At 34.6% G+C, this 22,759-nt stretch carries 23 protein-coding genes; 5 read left to right on the plus strand and 18 right to left on the minus strand.

Annotated elements, in window-relative coordinates; genetic code table 11:
• Window positions 1-112 precede the first annotated feature (112 nt).
• On the plus strand, window positions 113-505 hold the full coding sequence (locus ACSHW7_RS09950) for a hypothetical protein (protein ID WP_435679202.1): 393 nt from the start codon (window positions 113-115) through the stop codon (window positions 503-505).
• A gap of 57 nt (window positions 506-562) precedes the next feature.
• Window positions 563-1,165, plus strand: a complete 603-nt coding sequence (locus tag ACSHW7_RS09955) for a hypothetical protein (protein ID WP_435679203.1) — start codon at window positions 563-565, stop codon at window positions 1,163-1,165.
• A gap of 110 nt (window positions 1,166-1,275) precedes the next feature.
• On the opposite strand, the gene ACSHW7_RS09960 is transcribed toward ACSHW7_RS09955, so the two are convergent.
• The 3 genes from ACSHW7_RS09960 to ACSHW7_RS09970 all read right to left on the minus strand — a co-directional run bounded on the left by ACSHW7_RS09960 (window position 1,276) and on the right by ACSHW7_RS09970 (window position 5,779).
• Window positions 1,276-1,722, minus strand: a complete 447-nt coding sequence (locus ACSHW7_RS09960) for an RES family NAD+ phosphorylase (protein ID WP_435679204.1) — start codon at window positions 1,720-1,722, stop codon at window positions 1,276-1,278.
• A 9-nt stretch (window positions 1,723-1,731) separates the two neighbouring features.
• Window positions 1,732-2,232, minus strand: a complete 501-nt coding sequence (parS, locus tag ACSHW7_RS09965; RefSeq protein ID WP_435679205.1) for a type II RES/Xre toxin-antitoxin system antitoxin — start codon at window positions 2,230-2,232, stop codon at window positions 1,732-1,734.
• Between the two features lie 121 nt (window positions 2,233-2,353).
• Entirely contained in the window at window positions 2,354-5,779 is a 3,426-nt protein-coding gene (locus ACSHW7_RS09970; protein WP_435679206.1) for a methylmalonyl-CoA mutase family protein, read from the minus strand.
• A 163-nt stretch (window positions 5,780-5,942) separates the two neighbouring features.
• Between ACSHW7_RS09970 and ACSHW7_RS09975 the strand changes: the two genes are divergently transcribed.
• The 3 genes from ACSHW7_RS09975 to ACSHW7_RS09985 all read left to right on the plus strand — a co-directional run bounded on the left by ACSHW7_RS09975 (window position 5,943) and on the right by ACSHW7_RS09985 (window position 7,905).
• Window positions 5,943-6,833 (plus strand): T9SS type A sorting domain-containing protein, encoded by an 891-nt coding sequence (locus tag ACSHW7_RS09975; protein WP_435679207.1) that lies wholly within the window; start codon window positions 5,943-5,945, stop codon window positions 6,831-6,833.
• A 76-nt stretch (window positions 6,834-6,909) separates the two neighbouring features.
• Window positions 6,910-7,614, plus strand: coding sequence for a DUF4197 domain-containing protein (locus tag ACSHW7_RS09980; protein ID WP_435679208.1), 705 nt, complete (start codon window positions 6,910-6,912; stop codon window positions 7,612-7,614).
• A gap of 108 nt (window positions 7,615-7,722) precedes the next feature.
• A complete protein-coding gene (locus ACSHW7_RS09985) occupies window positions 7,723-7,905 on the plus strand; it encodes a Lacal_2735 family protein (RefSeq protein WP_435679209.1) in 183 nt (60 codons plus the stop codon).
• A 2-nt stretch (window positions 7,906-7,907) separates the two neighbouring features.
• Here the strand turns inward: ACSHW7_RS09985 and ACSHW7_RS09990 are convergent, their stop codons facing one another.
• From ACSHW7_RS09990 to ACSHW7_RS10060, 15 genes are all read right to left on the minus strand, one after another.
• Window positions 7,908-8,681, minus strand: coding sequence for an ABC transporter substrate-binding protein (locus ACSHW7_RS09990; protein ID WP_435679210.1), 774 nt, complete (start codon window positions 8,679-8,681; stop codon window positions 7,908-7,910).
• Window positions 8,671-9,498 carry an orotidine-5'-phosphate decarboxylase gene (gene pyrF / locus ACSHW7_RS09995; protein WP_435679211.1) on the minus strand — a complete coding sequence of 276 codons (828 nt, stop codon included), beginning with the start codon at window positions 9,496-9,498 and terminating at the stop codon, window positions 8,671-8,673. The genes ACSHW7_RS09990 and pyrF overlap by 11 nt, the downstream gene beginning before the upstream one ends.
• Before the next feature lie 36 nt (window positions 9,499-9,534).
• Window positions 9,535-10,611: a peptide chain release factor 1 gene (gene prfA / locus ACSHW7_RS10000; RefSeq protein ID WP_435679212.1), complete on the minus strand. Its 1,077-nt coding sequence runs from the start codon at window positions 10,609-10,611 to the stop codon at window positions 9,535-9,537.
• Window positions 10,612-10,788: 177 nt separating this feature from the next.
• Window positions 10,789-11,511 (minus strand): hypothetical protein, encoded by a 723-nt coding sequence (locus ACSHW7_RS10005; protein WP_435679213.1) that lies wholly within the window; start codon window positions 11,509-11,511, stop codon window positions 10,789-10,791.
• Window positions 11,512-11,581: 70 nt separating this feature from the next.
• Window positions 11,582-12,760: an AIR synthase related protein gene (locus ACSHW7_RS10010; protein ID WP_435679214.1), complete on the minus strand. Its 1,179-nt coding sequence runs from the start codon at window positions 12,758-12,760 to the stop codon at window positions 11,582-11,584.
• Window positions 12,761-12,847: 87 nt separating this feature from the next.
• Window positions 12,848-14,347: a carboxypeptidase regulatory-like domain-containing protein gene (locus ACSHW7_RS10015; RefSeq protein ID WP_435679215.1), complete on the minus strand. Its 1,500-nt coding sequence runs from the start codon at window positions 14,345-14,347 to the stop codon at window positions 12,848-12,850.
• Window positions 14,348-14,359: 12 nt separating this feature from the next.
• Window positions 14,360-15,733, minus strand: a complete 1,374-nt coding sequence (locus ACSHW7_RS10020; protein ID WP_435679216.1) for a CsgG/HfaB family protein — start codon at window positions 15,731-15,733, stop codon at window positions 14,360-14,362.
• Window position 15,734: 1 nt separating this feature from the next.
• Window positions 15,735-16,139, minus strand: coding sequence for a curli production assembly/transport component CsgF (locus ACSHW7_RS10025; protein WP_435679217.1), 405 nt, complete (start codon window positions 16,137-16,139; stop codon window positions 15,735-15,737).
• A 37-nt stretch (window positions 16,140-16,176) separates the two neighbouring features.
• Entirely contained in the window at window positions 16,177-16,920 is a 744-nt protein-coding gene (locus tag ACSHW7_RS10030; RefSeq protein WP_435679218.1) for a CsgE family curli-type amyloid fiber assembly protein, read from the minus strand.
• Window positions 16,921-16,946: 26 nt separating this feature from the next.
• Window positions 16,947-17,441 (minus strand): hypothetical protein, encoded by a 495-nt coding sequence (locus ACSHW7_RS10035; RefSeq protein WP_435679219.1) that lies wholly within the window; start codon window positions 17,439-17,441, stop codon window positions 16,947-16,949.
• Between the two features lie 114 nt (window positions 17,442-17,555).
• Window positions 17,556-18,461 (minus strand): hypothetical protein, encoded by a 906-nt coding sequence (locus tag ACSHW7_RS10040; protein WP_435679220.1) that lies wholly within the window; start codon window positions 18,459-18,461, stop codon window positions 17,556-17,558.
• Window positions 18,462-18,600: 139 nt separating this feature from the next.
• Complete coding sequence (locus tag ACSHW7_RS10045; protein ID WP_435679221.1) at window positions 18,601-19,500, minus strand: hypothetical protein; 900 nt, start codon at window positions 19,498-19,500, stop codon at window positions 18,601-18,603.
• A gap of 265 nt (window positions 19,501-19,765) precedes the next feature.
• On the minus strand, window positions 19,766-20,659 hold the full coding sequence (locus tag ACSHW7_RS10050) for a hypothetical protein (RefSeq protein WP_435679222.1): 894 nt from the start codon (window positions 20,657-20,659) through the stop codon (window positions 19,766-19,768).
• Window positions 20,660-20,707: 48 nt separating this feature from the next.
• Window positions 20,708-21,664 carry a hypothetical protein gene (locus ACSHW7_RS10055; protein ID WP_435679223.1) on the minus strand — a complete coding sequence of 319 codons (957 nt, stop codon included), beginning with the start codon at window positions 21,662-21,664 and terminating at the stop codon, window positions 20,708-20,710.
• 48 nt (window positions 21,665-21,712) lie between these two features.
• Window positions 21,713-22,615 (minus strand): hypothetical protein, encoded by a 903-nt coding sequence (locus ACSHW7_RS10060; RefSeq protein WP_435679224.1) that lies wholly within the window; start codon window positions 22,613-22,615, stop codon window positions 21,713-21,715.
• Window positions 22,616-22,759 lie beyond the last annotated feature (144 nt).

Below are 22,759 nucleotides of genomic sequence, written 5' to 3' on the forward strand. Positions count from 1 at the left end.
ATTTCGTTAATATTTAAATCAAATATAACTTTTTACTTTAAATATTAAATATAAAAAATCAAATTAGTCATTACATTTGGGTTGCTATATTAAGAAAAACAACCGTATTAAAATGAGCTCTCAAGTACCCCAATTTTCTCCTACCTCGCCTATATACTTACAGGCTGTTGAAATTTTTGCCCTATCACGAAATATCGCAAACTATCTGGTTGAAGATTTTTCTTCTTTACAGGAAAATAAAGAGAACCCAGACGTGTACTTTACGGGCGACATCGTGCAACAATCCATATCATTGGGTCCAGAAATTCTTAGAGCAGAACAAAAAGTTTTTTCCGAAGAAAAGTACAAGCACGTGGCTTCGATAGACAGACTCACTAATTTACTTATTAGAAATTGTGAACGTTTGGAAAGAAGCAATAGTAATGGCAAGGACTTTCTTCCCATTCTTAGAAAAGAGCTTAAAAAATTTAGAAAACTACAACGCACTTGGATGTTGACTTTGTAATTTTATTTCCATAATTTACTAGTATCTTTAAAATCGTAATCCAAAAACTCATTAAGCATGTTTGATGACGAAGATGAAGAAAGACCCAAAAATCACGAGGACATAGAAAAAATGCCTATTTACGTTAAGGCTATGGAAATTTATGAAATTGTACGAAGCATTATAGAGGCGGTCGAAAATACTGATATCGACTTCGACAGAGAAAATGCCGAGTTTCAAAGTGACTGGATTGAACGCAGCCTTCACTATTTAATGGAAAATGCCCTTGTACTTCCAGCAAAAATAGCGGGTGCCGAAGGTGGAGACATCTATGATATACGCATGGAAAACGCCGCAATTATTAGAAAAAGTGCGATGGAATTGATAACAGATGCGCGTGCTTTAGAAATCAATGGTTATGAAGAGACAGAATATCTGAATTTATTACGAACCGAAATTGACAATTTTAGAATACTCTTTGCTGAATGGGTAAAAACCTTTGATGTAAAAAATTACTACATTGATAGGTGGGGTCTCTTTAATCCTCCCGGTGTCAATTATGACGACCACGACCCAGATGATGACATCCCGTTTGATCCAGATGAATTTCTTGATTTTTTGATGGATGATTTAGATGAAGATAATAATGAGGAAGAAGATGATGATAACTCTCCTTTTTAATTGTGAAATCAATATGATATTTGCCTAATTTCAGAAAGTAAATGACAACATTTTTTTAAATAAATCTTACGTGATTTTTTTTCGGAAATATGTGCTTAAACAAGTTTGCATCAAAGCCTATTGTCTAATTTCAAAATTTCTGACTTTACAATTTTTAGCTTTTTGATATGCATTGGATTTACTAGGATATTAGATTCAAAAGGCAACACTGCAGAAGGCACTTTCAAACCAAGGCTTTTGTTAGATTCTAACCAAGCTGAACCATAATCCTGCGTTCTAGAATTGGGTGGATTGTCGCGCCATTTTTCAGTAATCTTCGCTGGGGATTTTAATGTGGTTAGTAGTGACTCGTGTATCTCAACCTCCATGAAATAAAATGAATCATTTACAAATTCATAATCCAAATGCACTAACAACTCCAACGTTGCAAGTGCTAGACTTTCAGAAAAATAAACTACGGCATCACCTCTTCTATTCCACCTTCCTCCATAAAGACGAGCACCTTCACCACTTAAATCTTTCCTGTATTCTTTTTTTGAAATTCGGTATATTTTCAAAACGATTGTTTATGAATAAACCCCATGTTCAATTCTACCCAATATATCTTTAATTAGCTTAGTACCAAAACTAGTATCTAGAAAATCTAACGGCTTCTTATAACCAAGCCCCCGAATGTCCTTATGTAACCAAGCTACAAATGACTCTATAGTACCCATAACTTCAATACCTCTAGAAATTACTTGAGCAATTTCTAGAATTTGCTCCGTGCTATAAACATTGAGCAACTCATGGTCTTGCTTGCGCTGGATTGTACGGTGCGAGACGTGAATAAGCGCACTCATTTTTTCCATGGAAACACCAAGAATTGAACTTACCGTTAAAATAACAGATTTAGGGAGTCCTTTGCGAGTAATCTCAATGAGGTCAATATCGCTATTTACAACATGCCCAACCTGCAAACTACCACCAAGTACACTTACGATACGGTCATACTTATTTTGTATGCCGTAAAAAACCTGAGGCTCTTGTGCCAAATTAATTACTTTTACTTCTTTCTTTGATTTCATGACCATGACATTTGTCACAAATATATGATTTATTGTCGTGTTATTGAAATATATTTAACAAAAAAAACCTGACACGATTTTCCACATATCAGGTTTATAGCAAAAAGTAAAATTAAAACTATTACATATTTCGTCTATACTGTCCCCCCACTTCAAAAAGCTTTGCTGTTATTTGCCCTAAAGAACACACCTTTGTTGCTTCCATTAATTGTTCAAACATATTTTCATTATGGATTGCCGCATGTTGTACCTTTTTTATACTCTCTTGTGCTTTGTCACCAAAAGCAGTGTGGAGATTATTCAAAGTTTCAATTTGGTATAATTTTTCTTCTTCGGTTGCTCTTATAACTTCAACGGGAAGCACCGTTGGAGAACCTTTACTGCTTAAAAACGTATTTACCCCGATTATAGGAAACTCTCCCGTATGCTTTAAAGTTTCATAATACAAACTTTCTTCTTGGATTTTGCTTCGTTGATACATTGTTTCCATTGCCCCTAAAACACCTCCACGTTCTGTAATTCTATCAAATTCAAGCAATACGGCTTCTTCTACTAAATCAGTCAATTCTTCTATAATAAAAGAACCTTGAATTGGATTTTCATTTTTTGCAAGCCCTAATTCTTTATTGATAATCAATTGAATTGCCATGGCTCTACGTACACTTTCTTCAGTTGGAGTTGTTATGGCTTCATCATAGGCATTAGTGTGCAATGAATTACAATTGTCATAAATCGCATACAAGGCCTGCAATGTGGTCCGAATATCATTAAAATCTATTTCCTGAGCATGTAAAGAACGACCCGAGGTTTGAATATGATATTTCAACATTTGAGCTCTTGGGTTTGCAGCATATTTATTTTTTAGCGCCTTACTCCATATTTTACGCGCAACACGACCAATTACAGAATACTCCGGATCAATACCATTGCTAAAGAAAAAGGAAAGGTTAGGACCAAATTTATTAATATCCATTCCACGGCTCAAATAGTATTCTACATACGTAAATCCGTTTGAAAGTGTGAAAGCTAATTGTGTAATTGGGTTTGCACCGGCTTCGGCAATGTGATATCCACTGATGGAAACCGAGTAGAAATTTCGAACTTGATTTTCAATGAAATATTCCTGAACATCACCCATTAATCTGAGTGCAAATTCCGTAGAAAAAATACAAGTATTTTGAGCTTGATCTTCTTTTAAAATATCAGCCTGCACCGTACCGCGCACTTGCATCATCGTGTCCGCTTTGATTTTGAAATAAACATCCTTTGGCAACACTAAATCTCCCGTTACTCCAAGAAGCATTAATCCTAAACCATCATTGCCTTTTGGCAACTCTCCTTGATATGTTGGTCTATCAACGCCACGCTCTTTGTAAATTGACATTATTTTCCTTTCAATTTCTTTTTCAAGACCGTTTTCCTTGATGTACTTTTCGCAGTTTTGGTCAATTGCGGCATTCATAAAAAAGCCTAACAACATTGGCGCGGGCCCGTTAATTGTCATACTTACCGAAGTCATCGGGTGGCTTAAATCAAAACCACTATACAATTTTTTCGCATCATCTAAACAACAAATGGAGACTCCCGCATTACCAATCTTTCCGTAGATATCCGGGCGATGGTCTGGGTCGTTTCCGTAGAGCGTAACACTATCAAAAGCCGTTGACAAACGCTTTGCCGGCAATCCCATACTCACATAATGAAAACGCCTATTCGTACGTTCTGGACCCCCTTCACCCGCGAACATCCTCGTTGGATCTTCACCTGTTCTTTTAAAGGGATACAGTCCTGAAGTAAAAGGGAATTCCCCAGGAACATTTTCCTGCAATGTCCAGCGAAGAATATCACCCCACGCCTGGTATTTGGGCAGAGCTACTTTAGGTATTTGAGTGTGCGAAAGCGACTCGGTATGGGTATCAATATTTATTTCTTTGTCCCTTACTTTAAAGGTATAGACAGGGTTTTTGTAACGATTTACTTTTTCATCCCAACCTGTAATCACCTCCCAATTGTAATTATCTAAGTCCAATTTCACTCGGTCAAACTCAGCGAGCAATAACTTTATGAGCTCTTTATTTTCTTCGGAAGTTTTAAGCTCTTCGGAAACAATGCCAGCTTTATCAAGTTGAGGAACTTCACCTGAAAAAGATTCAATAGTTTTAAAGATTCCGTATAACTTTTGAGCTACTTCGGCTTGTTCGTTTGCTGTTTTGTCATACGCCCTGTTCGTTTCAGAAATTTCAGAAAGATATCTTGTCCTTGCCGGAGGAATTACAAAAATTTTCTCGGACATCTCATCCGAAATCTCGAAGGTGCTTTTTAAATCTGTCTCCGTTTTTTCTTGTAGTTCCGCCATAATAGCACAATACAATTTGTTCATCCCGGGATCATTGAACTGTGATGCAATGGTACCAAAAACAGGAAGGTCATCTTGATGCGTTTCCCATAATTGATGATTACGCATATATTGTTTTTTAACATCTCGCAGTGCATCCAACGAACCGCGCTTATCAAATTTATTGATGGCAACGAGATCGGCAAAATCAAGCATATCTATTTTTTCAAGCTGTGTTGCCGCTCCAAACTCTGGAGTCATTACATATAAGGATACATCGCTATGCTCGATAATTTCGGTATCGCTCTGTCCAATTCCAGAAGTTTCTAATATAATAAGATCGTATTCTGCGGCTTTAATAACTTCAATCGCTTCTGAAACATATTTAGATAGCGCCAAGTTTGATTGACGTGTTGCTAAACTGCGCATATAAACGCGAGGCGAATTGATGGCGTTCATTCTAATACGGTCACCCAAAAGCGCTCCACCTGTTTTACGTTTTGATGGGTCCACGGAAATGAGACCGATTGTTTTTTCGGGAAAATCAATTAAAAAACGTCTTACCAACTCGTCAACCAAAGAAGATTTTCCAGCACCACCGGTACCTGTAATTCCAAGTACTGGGGTTTTTAAAGTTTCATTCTTTTTATGAATTTTCTTTAATGTTTCTTCAGCGATTTCAGGAAAATTTTCGGCTGCTGAAATTACTCTTGCAATGGCACCGTTGTTTTTTTCTGATAAATGTGAAAGCTCTCCGTTCAACTCATTTCCTATAGGAAAATCTGATGTTTCAACTAAATCATTAATCATCCCCTGCAATCCAAGTTCACGACCATCATCTGGAGAATAGATGCGGGTAATTCCGTAATCCATTAATTCTTTAATTTCAGAAGGCAAAATAACGCCTCCACCACCACCAAAGATTTTTATATGGCCTGCTCCTTTTTCTTGCAAAAGGTCATACATATATTTAAAATACTCATTGTGTCCTCCTTGATAGGAAGTCATTGCAATAGCATTAGCATCTTCTTGTATGGCCGTATTCACAACCTCTTCAACACTCCTGTCATGACCCAAATGTATTACCTCTACTCCTGTTGATTGAATAATACGGCGCATTATATTTATTGCTGCGTCATGACCATCAAATAGAGATGCTGCGGTTACAATTCTTACTTTATACTTTGGCTTATAGGGATTTGCTTGTTGCATGATAAGTTTTAATAGATATTTGTTTGACAAATTTAGTTAAAAATAAGCCGTAGTCACTGGGATTGCTAACGAAAATAAGTCTTAAAGTTTCATTAAAATGTTGCTGTAAGCAATTAATTATTTTATCTTGCAAGCTCATTTAAACAATTAAAATAAAAATATTATGAAAAAAATTTACATTTTAGCTATAGTAGCTTTTGGATTCGCATTTACATCTAATGCGCAATTGTTAGAAGACAACATGGAAGATTATTTAGAGGGTGATATTAGTCCACAATCTCCAATATGGAGAACTTGGAGTGGTGATGAGGTTGCTCTAGAATCTGCTGATGTTGTTACTGAGCAAGCAAACGATGGTACATTTTCAATGAGAGTAAATAACGAAGGTGCTCCAGCAGGTATTGATCAATTATTAGTAATTCCTGCTCAAACAGGTGGTGTTTCTACTTTGAAATTTATGATGTATGTTCCATCTGGACAATCAGGTTATTTTAACTTACAAGGGGAGATTACAACTCCACAAACTGGGGTTTACATTACTCAAGATTTATATTTTAACCAAAATAACGGAGCGCCAGGTCAAGGTACTGATGGGACAAATACATGGAGTTTCCCTCACGATGCATGGTTCGAAGTTGGTATTGCTGTTGATGTTGATAATAACGAATATAAAATGGTTGTAGATGGTGCTGAAGCTATTCCTGCAGGAACTGGCTTTAATGATGGTACTACTACATTTGGTGGAGCGGATTTTTATGCAACAGACGCAAGTACATTATATTATATTGACACTGTATCTCTTGAATCTGGTGACACTTTAGGTGCTGAAGATTTTAATGCTGATGTATTTTCAGTATATCCTAATCCAGTTGTTGATATTTTGAATATAAAGTCTGCAGTTCCTGTTGATGCAGTAGTCGTTTATGACATCTTAGGAAAAGTTGTTGCGCAGTCTTCTACAAAAACTGTTGACATGAGTGGATTATCTTCTGGTGCATATTTAGTTAATGTAACTATTGGAGATACTTCAAAAACTATCAAAGTAATTAAGTAATATTTACTTTAATATTTTAAAAGGCGCTTCAAAAATGAAGCGCCTTTTTTATTTTTATAATTCTAAAATATACAATATGAAAAGATCAATTTTAGTTTCTGTTTTTTGTTTTATTACATTGTCATGTGCGCAACTACAAAATGTAGTTAATACAATACCAACACAGGGAGGTCTTGATCCAACTACTATTGCAAGTGGATTAAGACAGGCACTAGATTTTGGGATTGACAAACAAGTTACCAAGTTAACTCAGCAAGATGGATTTTATAAAAATTCAATGGTGAAAATATTACTTCCAGAAGAACTTCAAAAAGTTGACAATACCTTACGTAGTATTGGCCTTGGCAAATTAGCTGACGAAGGCTTGAAAGTAATGAATCGTGCTGCAGAAGATGCGGTAAAAACAGCTACGCCGATTTTTGTGGATGCTGTGAAAAATATCACTTTTACAGATGCTAAAAATATTTTGCTTGGCAATAACACGGCAGCAACCAGTTACCTTGAAGGCAGAACTACTCAAGCCCTTTATCAACAATTCAATCCTGTTATTAAAAATTCATTTTCAAAAGTTGGGGCAGATCAAGTTTGGGCTAATATTATGACTAAATATAATGCAATCCCTTTAACTAATAATGTAAATCCAGACTTAACAGATTACGTTACGTCAAAAGCACTTGAAGGTGTTTACAAAATGATTGGAGAAGAAGAAAAGCAAATACGCACAAATCTTAATTCAAGAACAACTAATCTTTTAAGACAAGTGTTTGCGCTACAAGATTAATTTAACTTTGTACAGTTAATTCTTGACTGTTTTACGAAAAGATTAACTAACTGTTATCAAAGATTAAAGACTTTGATTTTTACCTTTGTTTTGAACAAAATTTTAAATATGTCATTTTGGTATAGAAAAAAAACAAGGCTTGAAATACTTAAATCTAAGTATAGTGACTTGATGCGTAAATCTTTTGAAACTGCACTTAGAGATAGAGAGAAGAGTCAATTAGTTAAGAGAAAAGCTAAGGAAATTTATGAGGAAATTGAATATTTGAGCTTAAGCAGTGCTGACAAGTAATTTTATGCATGCAATTTCTTGAAATAATCGAAAGCTTTATTCAATCTAGATCCGTACCAAGAAAAATATTCCCCATCTACTAAACGCACTTCTTTTTTAAGTGCGTTTTTTAATTTTATTATATGTCCGTTCTTAAAAGGAAAAGGTTCTGTTGAAAGTAAAACCATATCAACATTAGCCAAATCATTTAATTCTACTTCAGGATATCTTGATTCTTTTGGAGCGAAATTTTTAAAATTATTTAGCATCAATAACTCATTGATAAACGTTTGTTGTCCCGCAACCATAAAAGGATTTTGCCAAATTAAGTAAGCAATACTTTTTAACTCTTTATCCTTTATAAAATTTTTGAAATCAATTAGCTTTTCATTTATGGTATTTACAAGAGCTTCTGCCTGTAACTTTTTATTAAATATAACTCCGAAACTCTTAATCATTTCTTGATTATCCTTAATTTTAAATATATCACTCACCCAAGTTGGTGCAATACCTTGACAAGCTTCAACAATATCTTTTGAATTTTCTTCTTTATTACAAATAATTATATCTGGCTTAAGTGCTGTAACTTTTTTAAAATTGACATTTTTGGTTCCACCTACTATTTTACTAGTTTGTTTTATGGTTTCTGGATGTACACAGAATTTAGTAACACCCACAATTTGAGTAGCGAGTCCTAAATCTACAAGTAATTCAGTTTGTGAAGGCACTAAAGAAACAATACGCTTGGGAACACTTTCAAAATATAACTTTCTATTAAGCTGATCTTTAACGTGCATTTAGAATAGATTCCATTTGTTGCTGCAATTCAATTGCTGCTGTGGCAGCCGCATTGTCAAATTGCAAATCATTCCCTGCATAAATAATTCCTCTAGAAGAGTTTATGAGTAAACCAACATTTGCATTCATTCCATATTTACATACATCTTGTAGATTTCCACCCTGTGCTCCTACACCCGGAACAAGTAAAAAACTATCTGGAACTATTGAGCGGATATCAGCAAAATATTCAGCTTTGGTTGCTCCAACCACATACATTAGGTTCTTTGAATTTTTCCAAGTAGCAGATGTTTTTAAAACCTTTTTATATAATTCTTGTCCATCAATCCCATCAATATTTTTGGTTTGAAAATCAAAAGCCCCTTCGTTTGATGTCAATGCCAATAAAATGGTATGCTTGTCCTCAAATGCCAAAAAAGGCTCTATTGAATCCTTACCCATATATGGAGCAACGGTTACACTGTCAAAAGCCAAATCTTCGAAAAAAGCTTTAGCATACATGGAAGAGGTATTTCCTATATCACCTCTTTTCGCGTCGGCGATTGTAAAAATTTCTGGATGATTAGCATTTAAATATTCTATTGTTTTTTCAAGTGACTTCCAGCCTTTAATACCGTAGGCCTCGTAAAAAGCAGTGTTAGGTTTGTAGGCTACTGCCAAATGATGCGTAGCATCTATGATTGCTTTATTAAATGAAAATATGGGGTCTTCTTCAGCTAGAAGATGTTTCGGTATTTTTTGCAAATCTACATCTAGCCCAATACACAGAAATGATTTTTTTCGGTTTATTTCGGCAATTAGATGTTTTGTGGTCATTACTAGAGGTTTTGTTGTTGTTACTTTTCCGAAGTATTAAAAACTTTCTCCTGTTTCTTTTAAGCGCTCTGTATTATCAACCAATTGTAGTTCGTCGATAATTTTTTGAATGTCGCCATCAATAATGTTACTCAAATCGTACAACGTTAAATTGATACGGTGATCTGTAACACGGCCTTGAGAGTAATTATAGGTTCTAATTTTTGCACTACGGTCACCACTTGTAACTTGAGATCCTCTTTTGAGGGCATCTTCGGCTTGCTTTTTTGCTAATTCTAAATCATACAATCTAGAACGCAAAACCTTAAAGGCTTTTTCTTTGTTCTTATGTTGCGATTTTTGGTCTTGGCATTGCGCCACCAATCCTGTAGGAAGGTGTGTCAAACGTACCGCCGAATACGTGGTATTTACGGACTGACCACCTGGTCCAGAGGAGCAGAAAAAATCAACACGAACGTCCTTTGGTTCAATTTGAACATCAAATTCTTCGGCTTCTGGAAACACCATCACCGTTGCTGCGCTTGTATGCACACGTCCTTGAGTTTCGGTTTGAGGTACTCGTTGCACACGGTGTACGCCGGCCTCAAACTTTAATGTTCCGTAAACATCGTCTCCTTCGACTTCCATTTGTATGGCTTTGTAGCCTCCACTTGTTCCTTCGCTAAAATCAACAACACTTGTTTTCCAACCTTTACTTTCGCAATATTTTGTGTACATACGATGTAAATCACCCGCAAAAATACTAGCTTCATCACCGCCAGTCCCTGCCTTTATCTCCATCACCGCATTCTTTGCATCTTCAGGATCTTTTGGTATAAGCATAAATTTTATTTGCTCTTCGAGTTCTTCAATTTTTGTCTTGGCTTCGTCCATTTGCATTTTAGCCATCTCCACCATATCTGCATCGCTACCGTCTGATAGAATTTCATCTGCCTCGGCAATACGCTCTGTTGCCATAATATATTCTTGGCGTTTTTTCATCAAAGCGTTTAAATCTTTATATTCTTTTGTGAGTTGAATATATTGCTTTTGATCGCTAATAATATCTGGCTGAATAATGAGATCACTCACCTCATCAAATCTATTTTTTACTATTTGGAGTTTTTCTAACATAACTAAATTCTCCTTTTCATTTTGAAACGGACGGTGGCAAATTTACAATAATTTAACGGGATTTTTTGGTGGTTTATCTGCGGAAATTTCAGCAATTAGAGAGATGAATGCAGTTTAAATAAAGTAGTTTTGATAAGGTTTTTAATATTTCCGAAGAGAATAAAAACAATTTTAAAATTATATCAAATTTTTAATTCTAGGATTTTTTTCAGTATCGTGAATCACTGTATAATGAACTAACAATGCGCTTGATAGAATTAGCAAAATACGAGCTATATAAACGGCTACATTACCATAAGCAAAATCATAATAACCAATTGCTCTAAAAACTTCGGCAAAAATAAGAGCGAAAACGGCAACCGTAAAAACCAATGATGCTGCAGTGCTCTGTGTAAAATTATATAGCAAAGTTGTCATACCCATACAAACTACTCCTATGGAGCTTACAATCAAAAACACAAAGGTCCTTTTACTTCCATCGGCATACATAATCATTGCTGCTAACTCAAACAATAAATATGCATTGACGGATATTAATAGTAAAAAAACAATCCAATAGAAACCATTCATCCTCTTGATGATTATTTTTGGTTTTAAGTACAAAATAAGACTCATGTAACTTAAAAAATTAAGTCCAAGCATTATTTCTGAAATTTCAGGTAATTCATACCAAATAGACAAAAGACTGGAAGCACCGAATAATAAGAAAAAAAGAGCGAGCAGTTTACTTGTAGTAACACGATGGATGTAGCATAAATATGCAAGAAACACAAATGAAACTATAGCCCGTAACATACGATACGTAAAAAAATCTCTTTGCCAATGCACGTAAATACTTGACGCTAGGAGGGTAAGTCCTAAAACGAACAGAATTATTTTATAATGTTTTTTGAAAAGCAAAACCGTAATAATTTGTCCGAAAATAATAAAATCGAATTAAATAACATTTCTTTTCGTAAGAAATATACTACTAGTATGTATATGTTCCCAATTTAGAACTTATGGTAAGCGATTTATTTTCTGCTTTTTTTACCCTTCCAATTATCTGAGCAGCCACATTGAAACTTTTTGAAATTTCAATTATAGTGTCTGCTACATCTGGCGCTACATATAATTCCATGCGGTGACCCATGTTAAATACTTGATACATTTCTTTCCAATCTGTATTACTTTCTTGCTGAATTAATTTAAACAGTGGTGGGACATCAAATAGATTGTCCTTAATAATGTGTAAGTCTTTTACAAAGTGAAGTATTTTAGTTTGAGCTCCTCCACTACAATGCACCATTCCACTTATGTTTGATAAACCTATTTCAGAAATAATTTTTTTGATGATAGGCGCATAAGTTCTGGTAGGAGATAATACTAATTTACCAGCATTTAAAGGACTGTTCTCAATAGCGTCTGTCAGTTTTTTTGAACCAGAATACACTAAGTCCTCTGGCACAGCGGCGTCAAAACTTTCGGGGTATTTTTTTGCAAGGTATTTGTCGAAAACGTCGTGTCTAGCCGAAGTCAAGCCATTACTACCCATTCCTCCGTTATATTCATTCTCGTACGTTGCTTGCCCAAAAGAGGCTAGACCCACAATTACATTACCTGGTTTGATATTCTTATTATCGATAACATCACTGCGCTTCATTCGTGCTGTTACCGTTGAATCGACAATGATTGTTCGTACCAAGTCACCCACGTCCGCAGTTTCTCCACCCGTACTATGGATTTCGACTCCATGTTTTTTTAAATCTGAAATGAGCTCTTCAGTTCCATTTATGATTGCTGAAATTACCTCTCCAGGAATAAGGTTTTTATTTCTACCTATCGTTGAAGAAAGTGTAATATTATTGACGGCTCCCACACAAAGTAAATCGTCGATATTCATAATCAAGGCATCTTGAGCAATTCCTTTCCATACTGAAATATCTCCCGTTTCTTTCCAATACATATAAGCAAGCGAAGATTTTGTACCTGCTCCATCGGCATGCATTATTAAACAATAGTCCTCATCACCAGTTAAATAATCTGGAACAATTTTGCAGAATGCCTGCGGAAATAATCCTTTGTCCACATTTTTAATTGCGTTGTGAACATCTTCTTTACCTGCCGAAACTCCACGCTGTGCATATCTTTTTGAAATATCTTTACTCATTGTTATGGTTTAATCTAGATGATAAAAGTACAAAATGAAAAATCGCCTTAAAAATTTAAGGCGATATAAGTTGTTGTGGCTTATTTTTTAATTCTCCCAATCGGGCATTTTACCATTCTCAGTTATAATTTCAAAATTTTGGTCCGTCAGCGCAAAATTATGACTCAAGACTTTAGATGGTGCTCCAAAAGCTCTGCCTTTTTCAGTATAAATTACAAGATTTTCATTTGGAGAAAAACGCGGATCTATATTAAGAAACCCCTCGGTAACACTTGTCATTAAATCAAATCTGCTCATTGTAGGTATATCCCAAATAAATAAGCGTGCATCTTGTAAGCTATATTCTGGCAATTGAATTCCAGAAATATCTTGGTAATATAAAACTTTAGTACCATCTACATTTAAATTTAGTCCACCTGCACCTCCCGTTATTCCACTTAAAATTGTTTCTTGTACATCACCGTCTGTGTTAATGGTAAAAATTTCTACATTATACCCTTGACTATTATTTGTTTTTACGGCAATCACATCGTTAAACCTACTCCAATCAACTTCGGTCACAAAGTTTCCGTTCATTTCAATATAAAAATCCTCGAGACCAGTACCATTAGAAGCAATTTTATATAAGGTGCTAAATGCTGGATACAATAAAAAATCTCCTTGTGGTGACCACGTAAAATCTAATTCTTCAAAATTAAAACCCTGTATAGGCTGGGAACTCGTAACTTGCACCTGATTACTTCCATCTTCATCCATTGTAAATATGTGCACGTTTCCACCCACATTCCTTAAAAAAGCAATCTTATTTGTAACAGAATTTCTTCTAGGCCTAAAACTGTTAACAGATGGACTTGTTAGTCTAAATTCGTTACCGTCTTGATCTGTTGAATAGATTACATTATTACTATTTTCCTCACGAACAAATAAAATATCTAATTGCGGAGATGTCGTTGTCTCAAAATTGAAGAGACTACTAAAAACAGGTGGATTTGAATTATCTGAAGCAGAAACTTGCCAAAAATATTTAGTGCCAAATCTCAAATCTTCCACAGTATAAATGGTATCTGTAATATTCTGAAAATCTAAAATTTCACTATCTGTATCATTGTATAATTTTAAATTATAAATGACTTCATCATTTTCGTCCTCATCAATAGATTGAAACCAAGCAAACTCAACAGTCGTACTAAGATCAACAGAGTTATTAGCCGGAGTGATAAGTTCAAAAGCTGAAGGTTGAGAATTATTTTCGTCTGAAATGAACAATTCAAATACTACATTAACCTCTGCATCAGCAATAACATTAGCAGGTTCAAATCCTGATAAAAAATCGTCTAAATCTGCTTTGACCGAATAACTACCCACTGGCACATTTTCGATTTCAAAGTTTCCCATTTCATCTGAAAAAACTGTTGAAGTAACCGGTTGCGTAGTAATTTTTACATTTGCCAACGGAGTATTATCAACATCTTTAACCACTTTCCCTGTAATTGTTCCAGTTTCAGTACCGTCAATTCTATCTTCGCTGCATTGAGATAGTAACATTGTCAATGTTATAAATAGAAATATTTTAAAATAATTATTCATTTGAAAAGATGTTTAAAATCCTAGATCATAATTAATACCCACACTAAAGTTATAGAAATAATCATTTCTAACTCCAAGCTCTATATTATCAATTTTATCTGACAGTGTTAAATTGAATTTTGCTTTTGCAAACCAGTTTAATCTATCAGAGAATTGGTACTCAATACCAGCTCCATATTGTAATTTAAAGAAAGAATCCCAGCGCTGTAAAAAATTTGACGGAGAATCATCAACAAAATAAGCAATACCAGGCCCTCCAAAAACAAAAGGTGAAAATTTATCCTTGTCGAGAATTCTGTATTCTAAATTTAGATCACCACTCAACCACCAGTGTTTAATATCTGGTGCAGAAAACAATCGAAACAAACTGACTTCTGTTTGCAATCTCCAATTTCTTTCAAAATGATATTTTAAACCTAAAGTAGAAGAAAAATCTGGTTCTCTCGTGCTATAATCGCCATCGATATAAGCTAAACCAGCTGAAGCCTCTCCTGAAAACTTCATAGGCTTTCGTTGTGATCTTTCGTATAGACCTACACTTTCTTCCTCCAACTTTAACTTCTCATATTTATCTACAATCTCTTTGTTGACTTCATCTCCTCCTGCGGCTATCCAAAGCTTATCCTTAATTCCTTCGTAAATTAAATTTTCTACCGCTTTTTCAATAGCCTCTTTAACTGCCAATTCTGCAGGTTCATTTTTAGTATATCCCGTTTCGACCTCTAAAAGTCTTTGAAAGTTGACAAACCTAAAAAGTCCCGCATCGACACCTTGCGACAATATAGTTTTTGAAACATAAACTGTTTTTACTATTTCACCAGTCGAAGTAGCTACAGCTCTTAAATAAATGGTGATTCTATCTTGACGATACTGTGTTGATCCTCCTGCACCAAAATAGCGCGCTCCAACTCCCCCTGTCAAAATATTAGAATCGTAAGATATGATGCCACCTTCTAAAATAACACCTGCAAAAAGTAAAGGATCTAGACGCTGCACCTTACTTTTATCTGAAGTATAATCATTTCTGGTTGCTTCAATAATTTTTCGCTCCTGTAACAAATTAGCAAGGTTCTCTCTTTCAATAGGTCTAAACCACTTAGAGTCTTCAAGTGCCTTAATCAATATTGTAGTTGCGCCTTGGGTTACAGCTGTGCTGAAATTACTACCCACTTCAGATTGCTTGTATTGACCTGTTTGATCTTTAAAGTTATAAACTCCTATCACTACTTTTTTTTCAGGGTCTGGCAATGATTTTAAATTTTGAGTAACAGAGGTAAACTCACCAAATCTCGCTTCCTGAAATCCAGTGGGTTGATTGAAATATGACCCGCAACCCGCTAAAAAGAAAAAACTACTTACTACTATAAGATATCTAAAAAACTTCATTTTAGTTTGGTACAATAATTTGAGTCTGTTCACCAGTAGATGTGTCGAGAATGTTAATAATAAGGCCATTTACTCCTTCAGAGATTTCTACTTCCAGACCACCAATTGTGGTCGTTCCTGGCTCCAAAGCATCTGAATCAAATTGATTATTAAATACCTCTCTAGATATCCGACTTAGTAATTGTCGTTCCAAATTATCTCTAAACTGTTCTAAATCATCAACCTCTTCGTTTTGTTGAGTATTAGGATCAGTAAAACCATTTTGAGCAGTGGCAGAACTTAACATCCATTGATAATTAAAAGTCTCTCCACCGAAAGAAGGGTTTACAGGCTTATACACAAGTTGTTGTGAAAAACATATAACGGTGAAAAGTGCAAATAAAAGAAATAGTAGTGTTTTCTTCATTTATGTTAATTTTTTAAGTTCAAAAAATACAAAAAATTTAATAGCGTTCAATTTGATTATTTATATTTTTTTTATTTTGTAAATATCTAACTAAATTATTAATTGTAAAGTCGGCCATGCTTTTTAGGTAATCTTCTTTCGGTCTCAAAAAAAATTCACTTAATAATTGTCCTTCAACACTCACTTCAATTTTGGTATTTCTACCTGTTCCAAGTATTTCCTTAATATTTATTATTTCCTCAGCATTTATTTCACTAACAAAGTATTTAGCATAAAATATTTTATAAAAATCGTTGCCAAATTTTGTTCTTGTGTCTTGAGTAACAATACCATTAATCAATGCATCATTGTATGCATTATCTCTAATCTGTTCTTTTGTTAGTATTAATGGTTCTTTTTCTTCTGAAATTTCATCGTATTGGGACCATCTCGCTTTGCCTATTAAATTTTCATCTACGTCATAGACTAAAAATAGCACAATTATTTTTGTAGTGTCAGATTTAGAAATAGTTGTTTCAGCTAGCGTTTTTTTCTCTATTGGGCTTAGAGAAAATCCTCCTTCCTCTTCAACTTTGCCAGGATTTTTTTCGTCCGGAACGGTTCTAAATGTAGTGAAAACAAAACGTAAATCTTGACTTACCTCAACTAAATTACTTGCTCTGGCTCTTATAGCAGTGTATTCGGTATTTTCGTCAACGAGTAATTCTGCATTAACAACAGTATTATATTGTCCAACAGCAGTTAAACTGTAGAAAAAAATAGCGAAAAATAAAAATTTCATGTTATGGAAAATTTTAAAACAACAAACTAGAAGCTAATGATTGTTATTGTTTTATCGGCACCTTGCATATTTATCTGGAGACTATTTGAAATATTATTTGCACCTATTTTATTGATTTCTAAATTATTTCCAAATTGGCTTAAATTACTTGTTACACTACCAGCTGGGTTGTTTACTGTTTCAGTAATAATATTATCATTACCGTTTTGAATTAAGTTTGCACTTACTTCTGTTACATTATATGAAACATCAATTAAATTATTATTACCTTTTTGATCAACCAAAACATTAGATCGCCTAGCAGTAATAGTAACAGTGGCATCATTGTCAATACCCACTTGATTTACTTGAGAAATATTTAAAGAGCCATTAGGCAGTGGCAACCTATTGTTAGCAATAGTTGTCAATAGAGAAAGTTGATTGTTCTCAATCAACTCATTGGCTAACGTATTATTTTGAGAAAAACAACTAAAAACACCTAACGGTATTATAAATAATATGATGTGAAAAAAATTTTTCATTTTATTAGCAATTTAATGAATATTACTAGAATATAAAAATAAATGAATGAGTGTATGCAAATAAATTAATCTTAAATAATTCACATTTATAATATGCTATTTCTGTCAGCAAAATCACAATGCAGTTTGATTTACCGTTGCAGTATTTGCTCCTTTTTGATTAATCAAACTATTATTAACTTGTCCTAAAGGCCCAGGCCCAATTAAACCAGGCAAATTATTAATTTGGTTTACAATGGCCGTATTATTTGCATCCCCGGCACCCAAAATAGTATCACCTTGTATAACTTGTGAAAATGCTAAAGACCCTATTTGAGTTACTGTTGACTCATTTGAATAGTTAGAAAAAGCGTTTGCACCGCCTCTTTGAATAACTATTGATCTTTGATTAGCACCATTTTGAATTGTCAGCGCGTAATTAAAGGAGCCATTCTGGTCAATGTTACTTCCTTGAGTAAAATTTAATGGATTACTGGCTAAAGGAGCAATTGCTATAGTTCTGACTTGATTCGTAATAGCAAAATTATCATTTCCTTTCTGGGTATGATATGCATAATTTCCCTCTTCCATTTGATCAATAATCGATTCTTGAGAATCTCCTATCTGTAATACATCAGCACGGTTAGCTTTAAACACTGAGATATTAGGAGTAAACTGATTGACATCAGAATTATGCCCATCACCTGTTTGTTCCACTCTTGTTTGATTTGCTCCGTTTTGCAAAATGTTCGAGTTATTTCTAGCAGCGAGACCTGCCAATCCTTGGCCACCTCTCTGCGTAACGATTGCAACATTTGAACCAAATTGATTGGCTACAGATGCGTTGTCTCCAACTTGTATAACTACTGCTTGGTTTGTTCCAGACTGATCTAAATCACTAAAACTATAAAAAGACCCAATACTGGTTTGTGTGATTGATCCGACTGTATTTGAACCCAGTTGATCTACTTGAGAAACATTTTGAGCATTTGCCGTAATTGCCAAAATGAAAATATCTGCACTAAAAAAAAACTTATTCATATGGATTAAACTTTTAATTATTAGATTCTATATAAACGATAACGCTAGGCTCAAAATATACTTTATATTAAAATAAGGTACCAGTTTTAAAAACTAGTACCTTATTATAAATTGATTTTTTATAAATCAAAAAAAGAACTTACATACTAGTTTGAGTTACTGTAGCTGTGTTAGCTCCCTGTTGGTTAACAGCACTGTTATTTACCTCACCGAAAGCTCCTGGTCCCATAACAGGTGTAGCAAGCATATTAGTCTGTGTTACCGTAACAGTGTTGTTTGCATCACCTGCAGCTAAATCGCTTTGATTTACTGTTGAATATGCAAGAGATCCCATTTGAGATACAGTAGCCTCATTAGAATAATTAGCAGTTGCATTAGCTCCACCAGATTGAACAATAATAGATCTTTGATTTGCTCCATCTTGTGTAGCTAGTGCATAATTGTAAGATCCATTTTGATTAACACTACTACCTTGAGTAAATCCTCCAGGGTTTCCAGCTAAAGGTGCTATCGCTAAATTTCTATCTTGGTTAGCTTCTGCATAGTTATTATTTCCTGTTTGAACATGACTTGCAAAGTTACCTTCTTCTGCCTGGTCTATTTTAGAACTATTTGCATCTCCATTTTGTGAAACTACGGCATTGTTTGCAACCATAACTGCACCAGGTGTAGTCATTTGATCAACATCAGAAATGTTACCATCACCCATTTGACCAACAGTAGCAAAGTTTACACCGTCTTGGTCAACATTAGAATCGTTTGCTGCAGCAGCACCAACTAATCCTTGACCTCCGCTTTGAGTTACATTTGCAGTACTCGATCCATTCTGATCTACAACTGAAGAGTTTTCACCAGTTTGAGTTACGTTAGCTGAGTTAGTTCCTATTTGATCAACATCACTAAAGTTGTAAAAAGAACCAACACTTGTTTGATTGATGTTTGCAGTATTCGTTGACATTTGATCTAATTCAGATACGTTTTGAGCATATCCTACGACTGCAAACGTTAATGCAGCGAAACTTAAAATTACTTTTTTCATTTTCAATAAAATTTAGATTAATTATTTATTTGATTATTTTAATTCTTTTAATTTCCAACTCAAAGCAAATTTTCATTTTATGTATTATTTCAAATGAAAAAATAAATTATTAGATTATATTTTGTATTCAAAAAAAACTAAAACTTAAGAAACTTATATAATTCTCTAAAAATTTGACTCTACTTATAAGCTTTTGGGGTTTAATTTACTTATTAAAACAAGGGTTAATGTTAATACATTCACCCTTGTTTTATTTTTCAATAAATTAGTTACTCTGCGTTACAGTTGCAGTATTAGCTCCCATTTGAGTCTCAGTACTAATGTTACCCAAACCGGCTACATCACTATTTGACTGCATAACAGTAAGCGTGTTGTTACCATCATTACCAACCAAATCAGATTGCATAGTAACAGAAGAGTTATTATACCCTGATTGTCCGATCACAGCTCTGTTAGATTCTAATCCAGCTACTCCAAATGACGCAGAAGATTGTTGATCTACAGAAGATGAGTTAACATCTCCATTTTGAGAAACACTTGAGAAGTTTCTTCTTCCTCTCTGCAGAACAGTCGAAGTTTGGGCATAACCAGCTCCTGAAGCAGTAATAGCACCGTCAGACGTTTGGTTAGTTACACTTACGTGAGCGGCACCCGCTTGATCTATATCGGCAGAGTTGTCATCATTCATTTGTGTAATAGTCGATTGGTTTGAAAATGCTCCTTGTAAAACTTTTGCGTAGTTTCCATCACCATTAGTAGCAGAGTTATCTTGGTTAATCTGAGACATATTAGCACTAGCAGCATTTCCAGAGGCCGCAACTTGATCAACGTCTACAACGTTTCCTGTTCCATTTTGTATCGCAGTTGAAGTGTTAACCGAATCATAATTAACAGGCTGGTTACCACCATCTTGGTTAATGTCTGCCATGTTACCTGTACCCATTTGATCAACAGTAGAGTCATTTTGTCCTACTTGAGTTACTTGAGCGTCATTTCCTGAACCATCTTGGTCTACATCGCTATCATTGTAATAAATACCTGTTGACGTTTGGTCAATATCAGCATTGTTAGTACCTGATTGGTCTAAATCACTTATATTTTGAGCGTAAGACATTGTTCCGATCATTAGTGCAGCTGCACCTAAAATTACTTTTCTCATAATTGTTAAAATTTAGTTATTAATATAGTTGAAGTTAAAATTTAATTTTTAGTTATTGATTTGTGTAACAGTTGCTGTATTTATACCAGCCTGATTCACACTACTATCATTACCAGAACCACCTACACTATTTGTTTGAGTAACATTGGCGTTATTTTGGGCAATCGTAAAAATTCCTTCTTGAGTTATGTCTGAGGAATTCAATTCTCCAGTTTGTAATACAGTGGCTTCATTTGTAGGACTTCCACCTAGAATAGAAAGAAGACCTGCATCTTGAGTAACCTCAGAAAGGTTGTTATCACCATTTTGTTCTACATCAGAAAAGTTTGATCTTCCTGTTTGCACAACGATATTACGTTGCAAATATCCAGAACCATGTAATGCAGCCGAGGCATCATCACTTGTTTGACGCGTATTTGAAGCGTTATCCCTGCCATCTTGAGAAATATCTGCATAGTTTGCATCATTCATCTGGTCAACGTCAGAGTTGTTATCCCGACTAACTTGATTTACTCTCGCATAGTTTCCTTGTATGTCTGCGGCGTTGTTCATTTGATTTATAGTAGATGTATTGTCACGCCCATCTTGAGTGGCGTCTGCTTCATTAGAACCACCCATTTGGTCAACGATAGAATTGTTACCATCCCCCAACTGGTCTATTTTAGAATCGTTATTATTACCTATTTGATTGATGGTTGACACTTGTTGAGCAGGAGCAACAAAAAATGCACCATCACCACCAACTTGATCAACATCTGCTACATTGGCATCTCCATCCTGAAAAACCACTGACGAATTACTACCTGTTTGATCCACTTGTGCATCATTACTAACACCATCTTGATCAACATCACTAAAGCTATAGAAAGATCCATAAAAATTGGATGTACCATTTTGAGTTACATCTGCATTATTTGTACCAGCCTGCACCAAATCACTCATGTTCTGAGAAAAGCCTAGTAGGGCAAACATTGATAAAGTTCCAGTTAAAATTACTTTTCTCATAATTGTTAAAATTTATTTATTAATATAGTTGAAGTTAAAATTTAATTTTTAGTTATTGATTTGTGTAACAGTTGCTGTATTTTGCCCCATTTGATTAGCAGTACTCATGTTTCCTAAACCATTTGTTACATTGGTTTGAGTAATTGTAGCTGTGTTATTACCTCTCAAACCACTGTTTAAATCGTCTTGTATCAATACACTACTACCTAAATCACCGTTTTGAACAACATAAGCCTCATTGGTTGGATTAACTCCATTCAAAGTAGAGGTTTGAGTAACAGTAGACTCATTGTTATCACCATTTTGAGCAACATCAGATAAGTTTCTTCTGAAACTTTGCATTACAGTAGATCTGTTCAAATATCCTCCAGCTAAAGAACTAGCTGAAAGCTCTGCTGAAGTTTGATTACTTACAGAAACGTTACTTAAATCTCTTTCTTGAGTAACACTCAAGTAGTTGCTCCCATTAGTTTGAGTTGCAGTAGAAGATTGATTTCTTTTAGTCTGCGTAATTTCAGCGTAGTTTCCTAATCCCGTAGCAGAACCTGTATTATCCTGTGTCAACACAGATGAATTACCGCTAGCAAAATCGTTTCCTGGACCAGAAACTTGAGAAACGTATGCTTGGTTGTTTGTACCATCTTGATCGATATTAGAAGACTGTCTATTTTGGTTAAAACCAGGATTTCCATTACCTCCATCTTGATCAACATCAGCAAAGTTCATGTTACCATTTTGAGTAAGAACAGATGCATTATTTCCCACTTGATCAATTTGAGCATCATTACCTGCTCCATCTTGATTTACAGAACTGTCATTATAGAATGCTCCCGTTGAAGTTTGATCTACATCTGCATTATTTGTACCAGCTTGAACCAAATCACTCATGTTCTGAGAAAAGCCCACTAGGACAAACATTGATAAAGTTCCAGTTAAAATTAATTTTTTCATAATTGTTAAAATTTTAGTTATTAAATTAGAGTTAAGATTAAATTTGAAATTGTAGAAATATCACATCATAAAAAGGATGGACAAATCATACATTTAATTGAGGAGAGAATGTAAATTATTCTTAATTTAACTTACACCTCAAAG

Origin of the sequence: Patiriisocius sp. (assembly GCF_051252435.1) — a bacterium.
Classification (GTDB): Bacteria; Bacteroidota; Bacteroidia; order Flavobacteriales; family Flavobacteriaceae; genus Patiriisocius.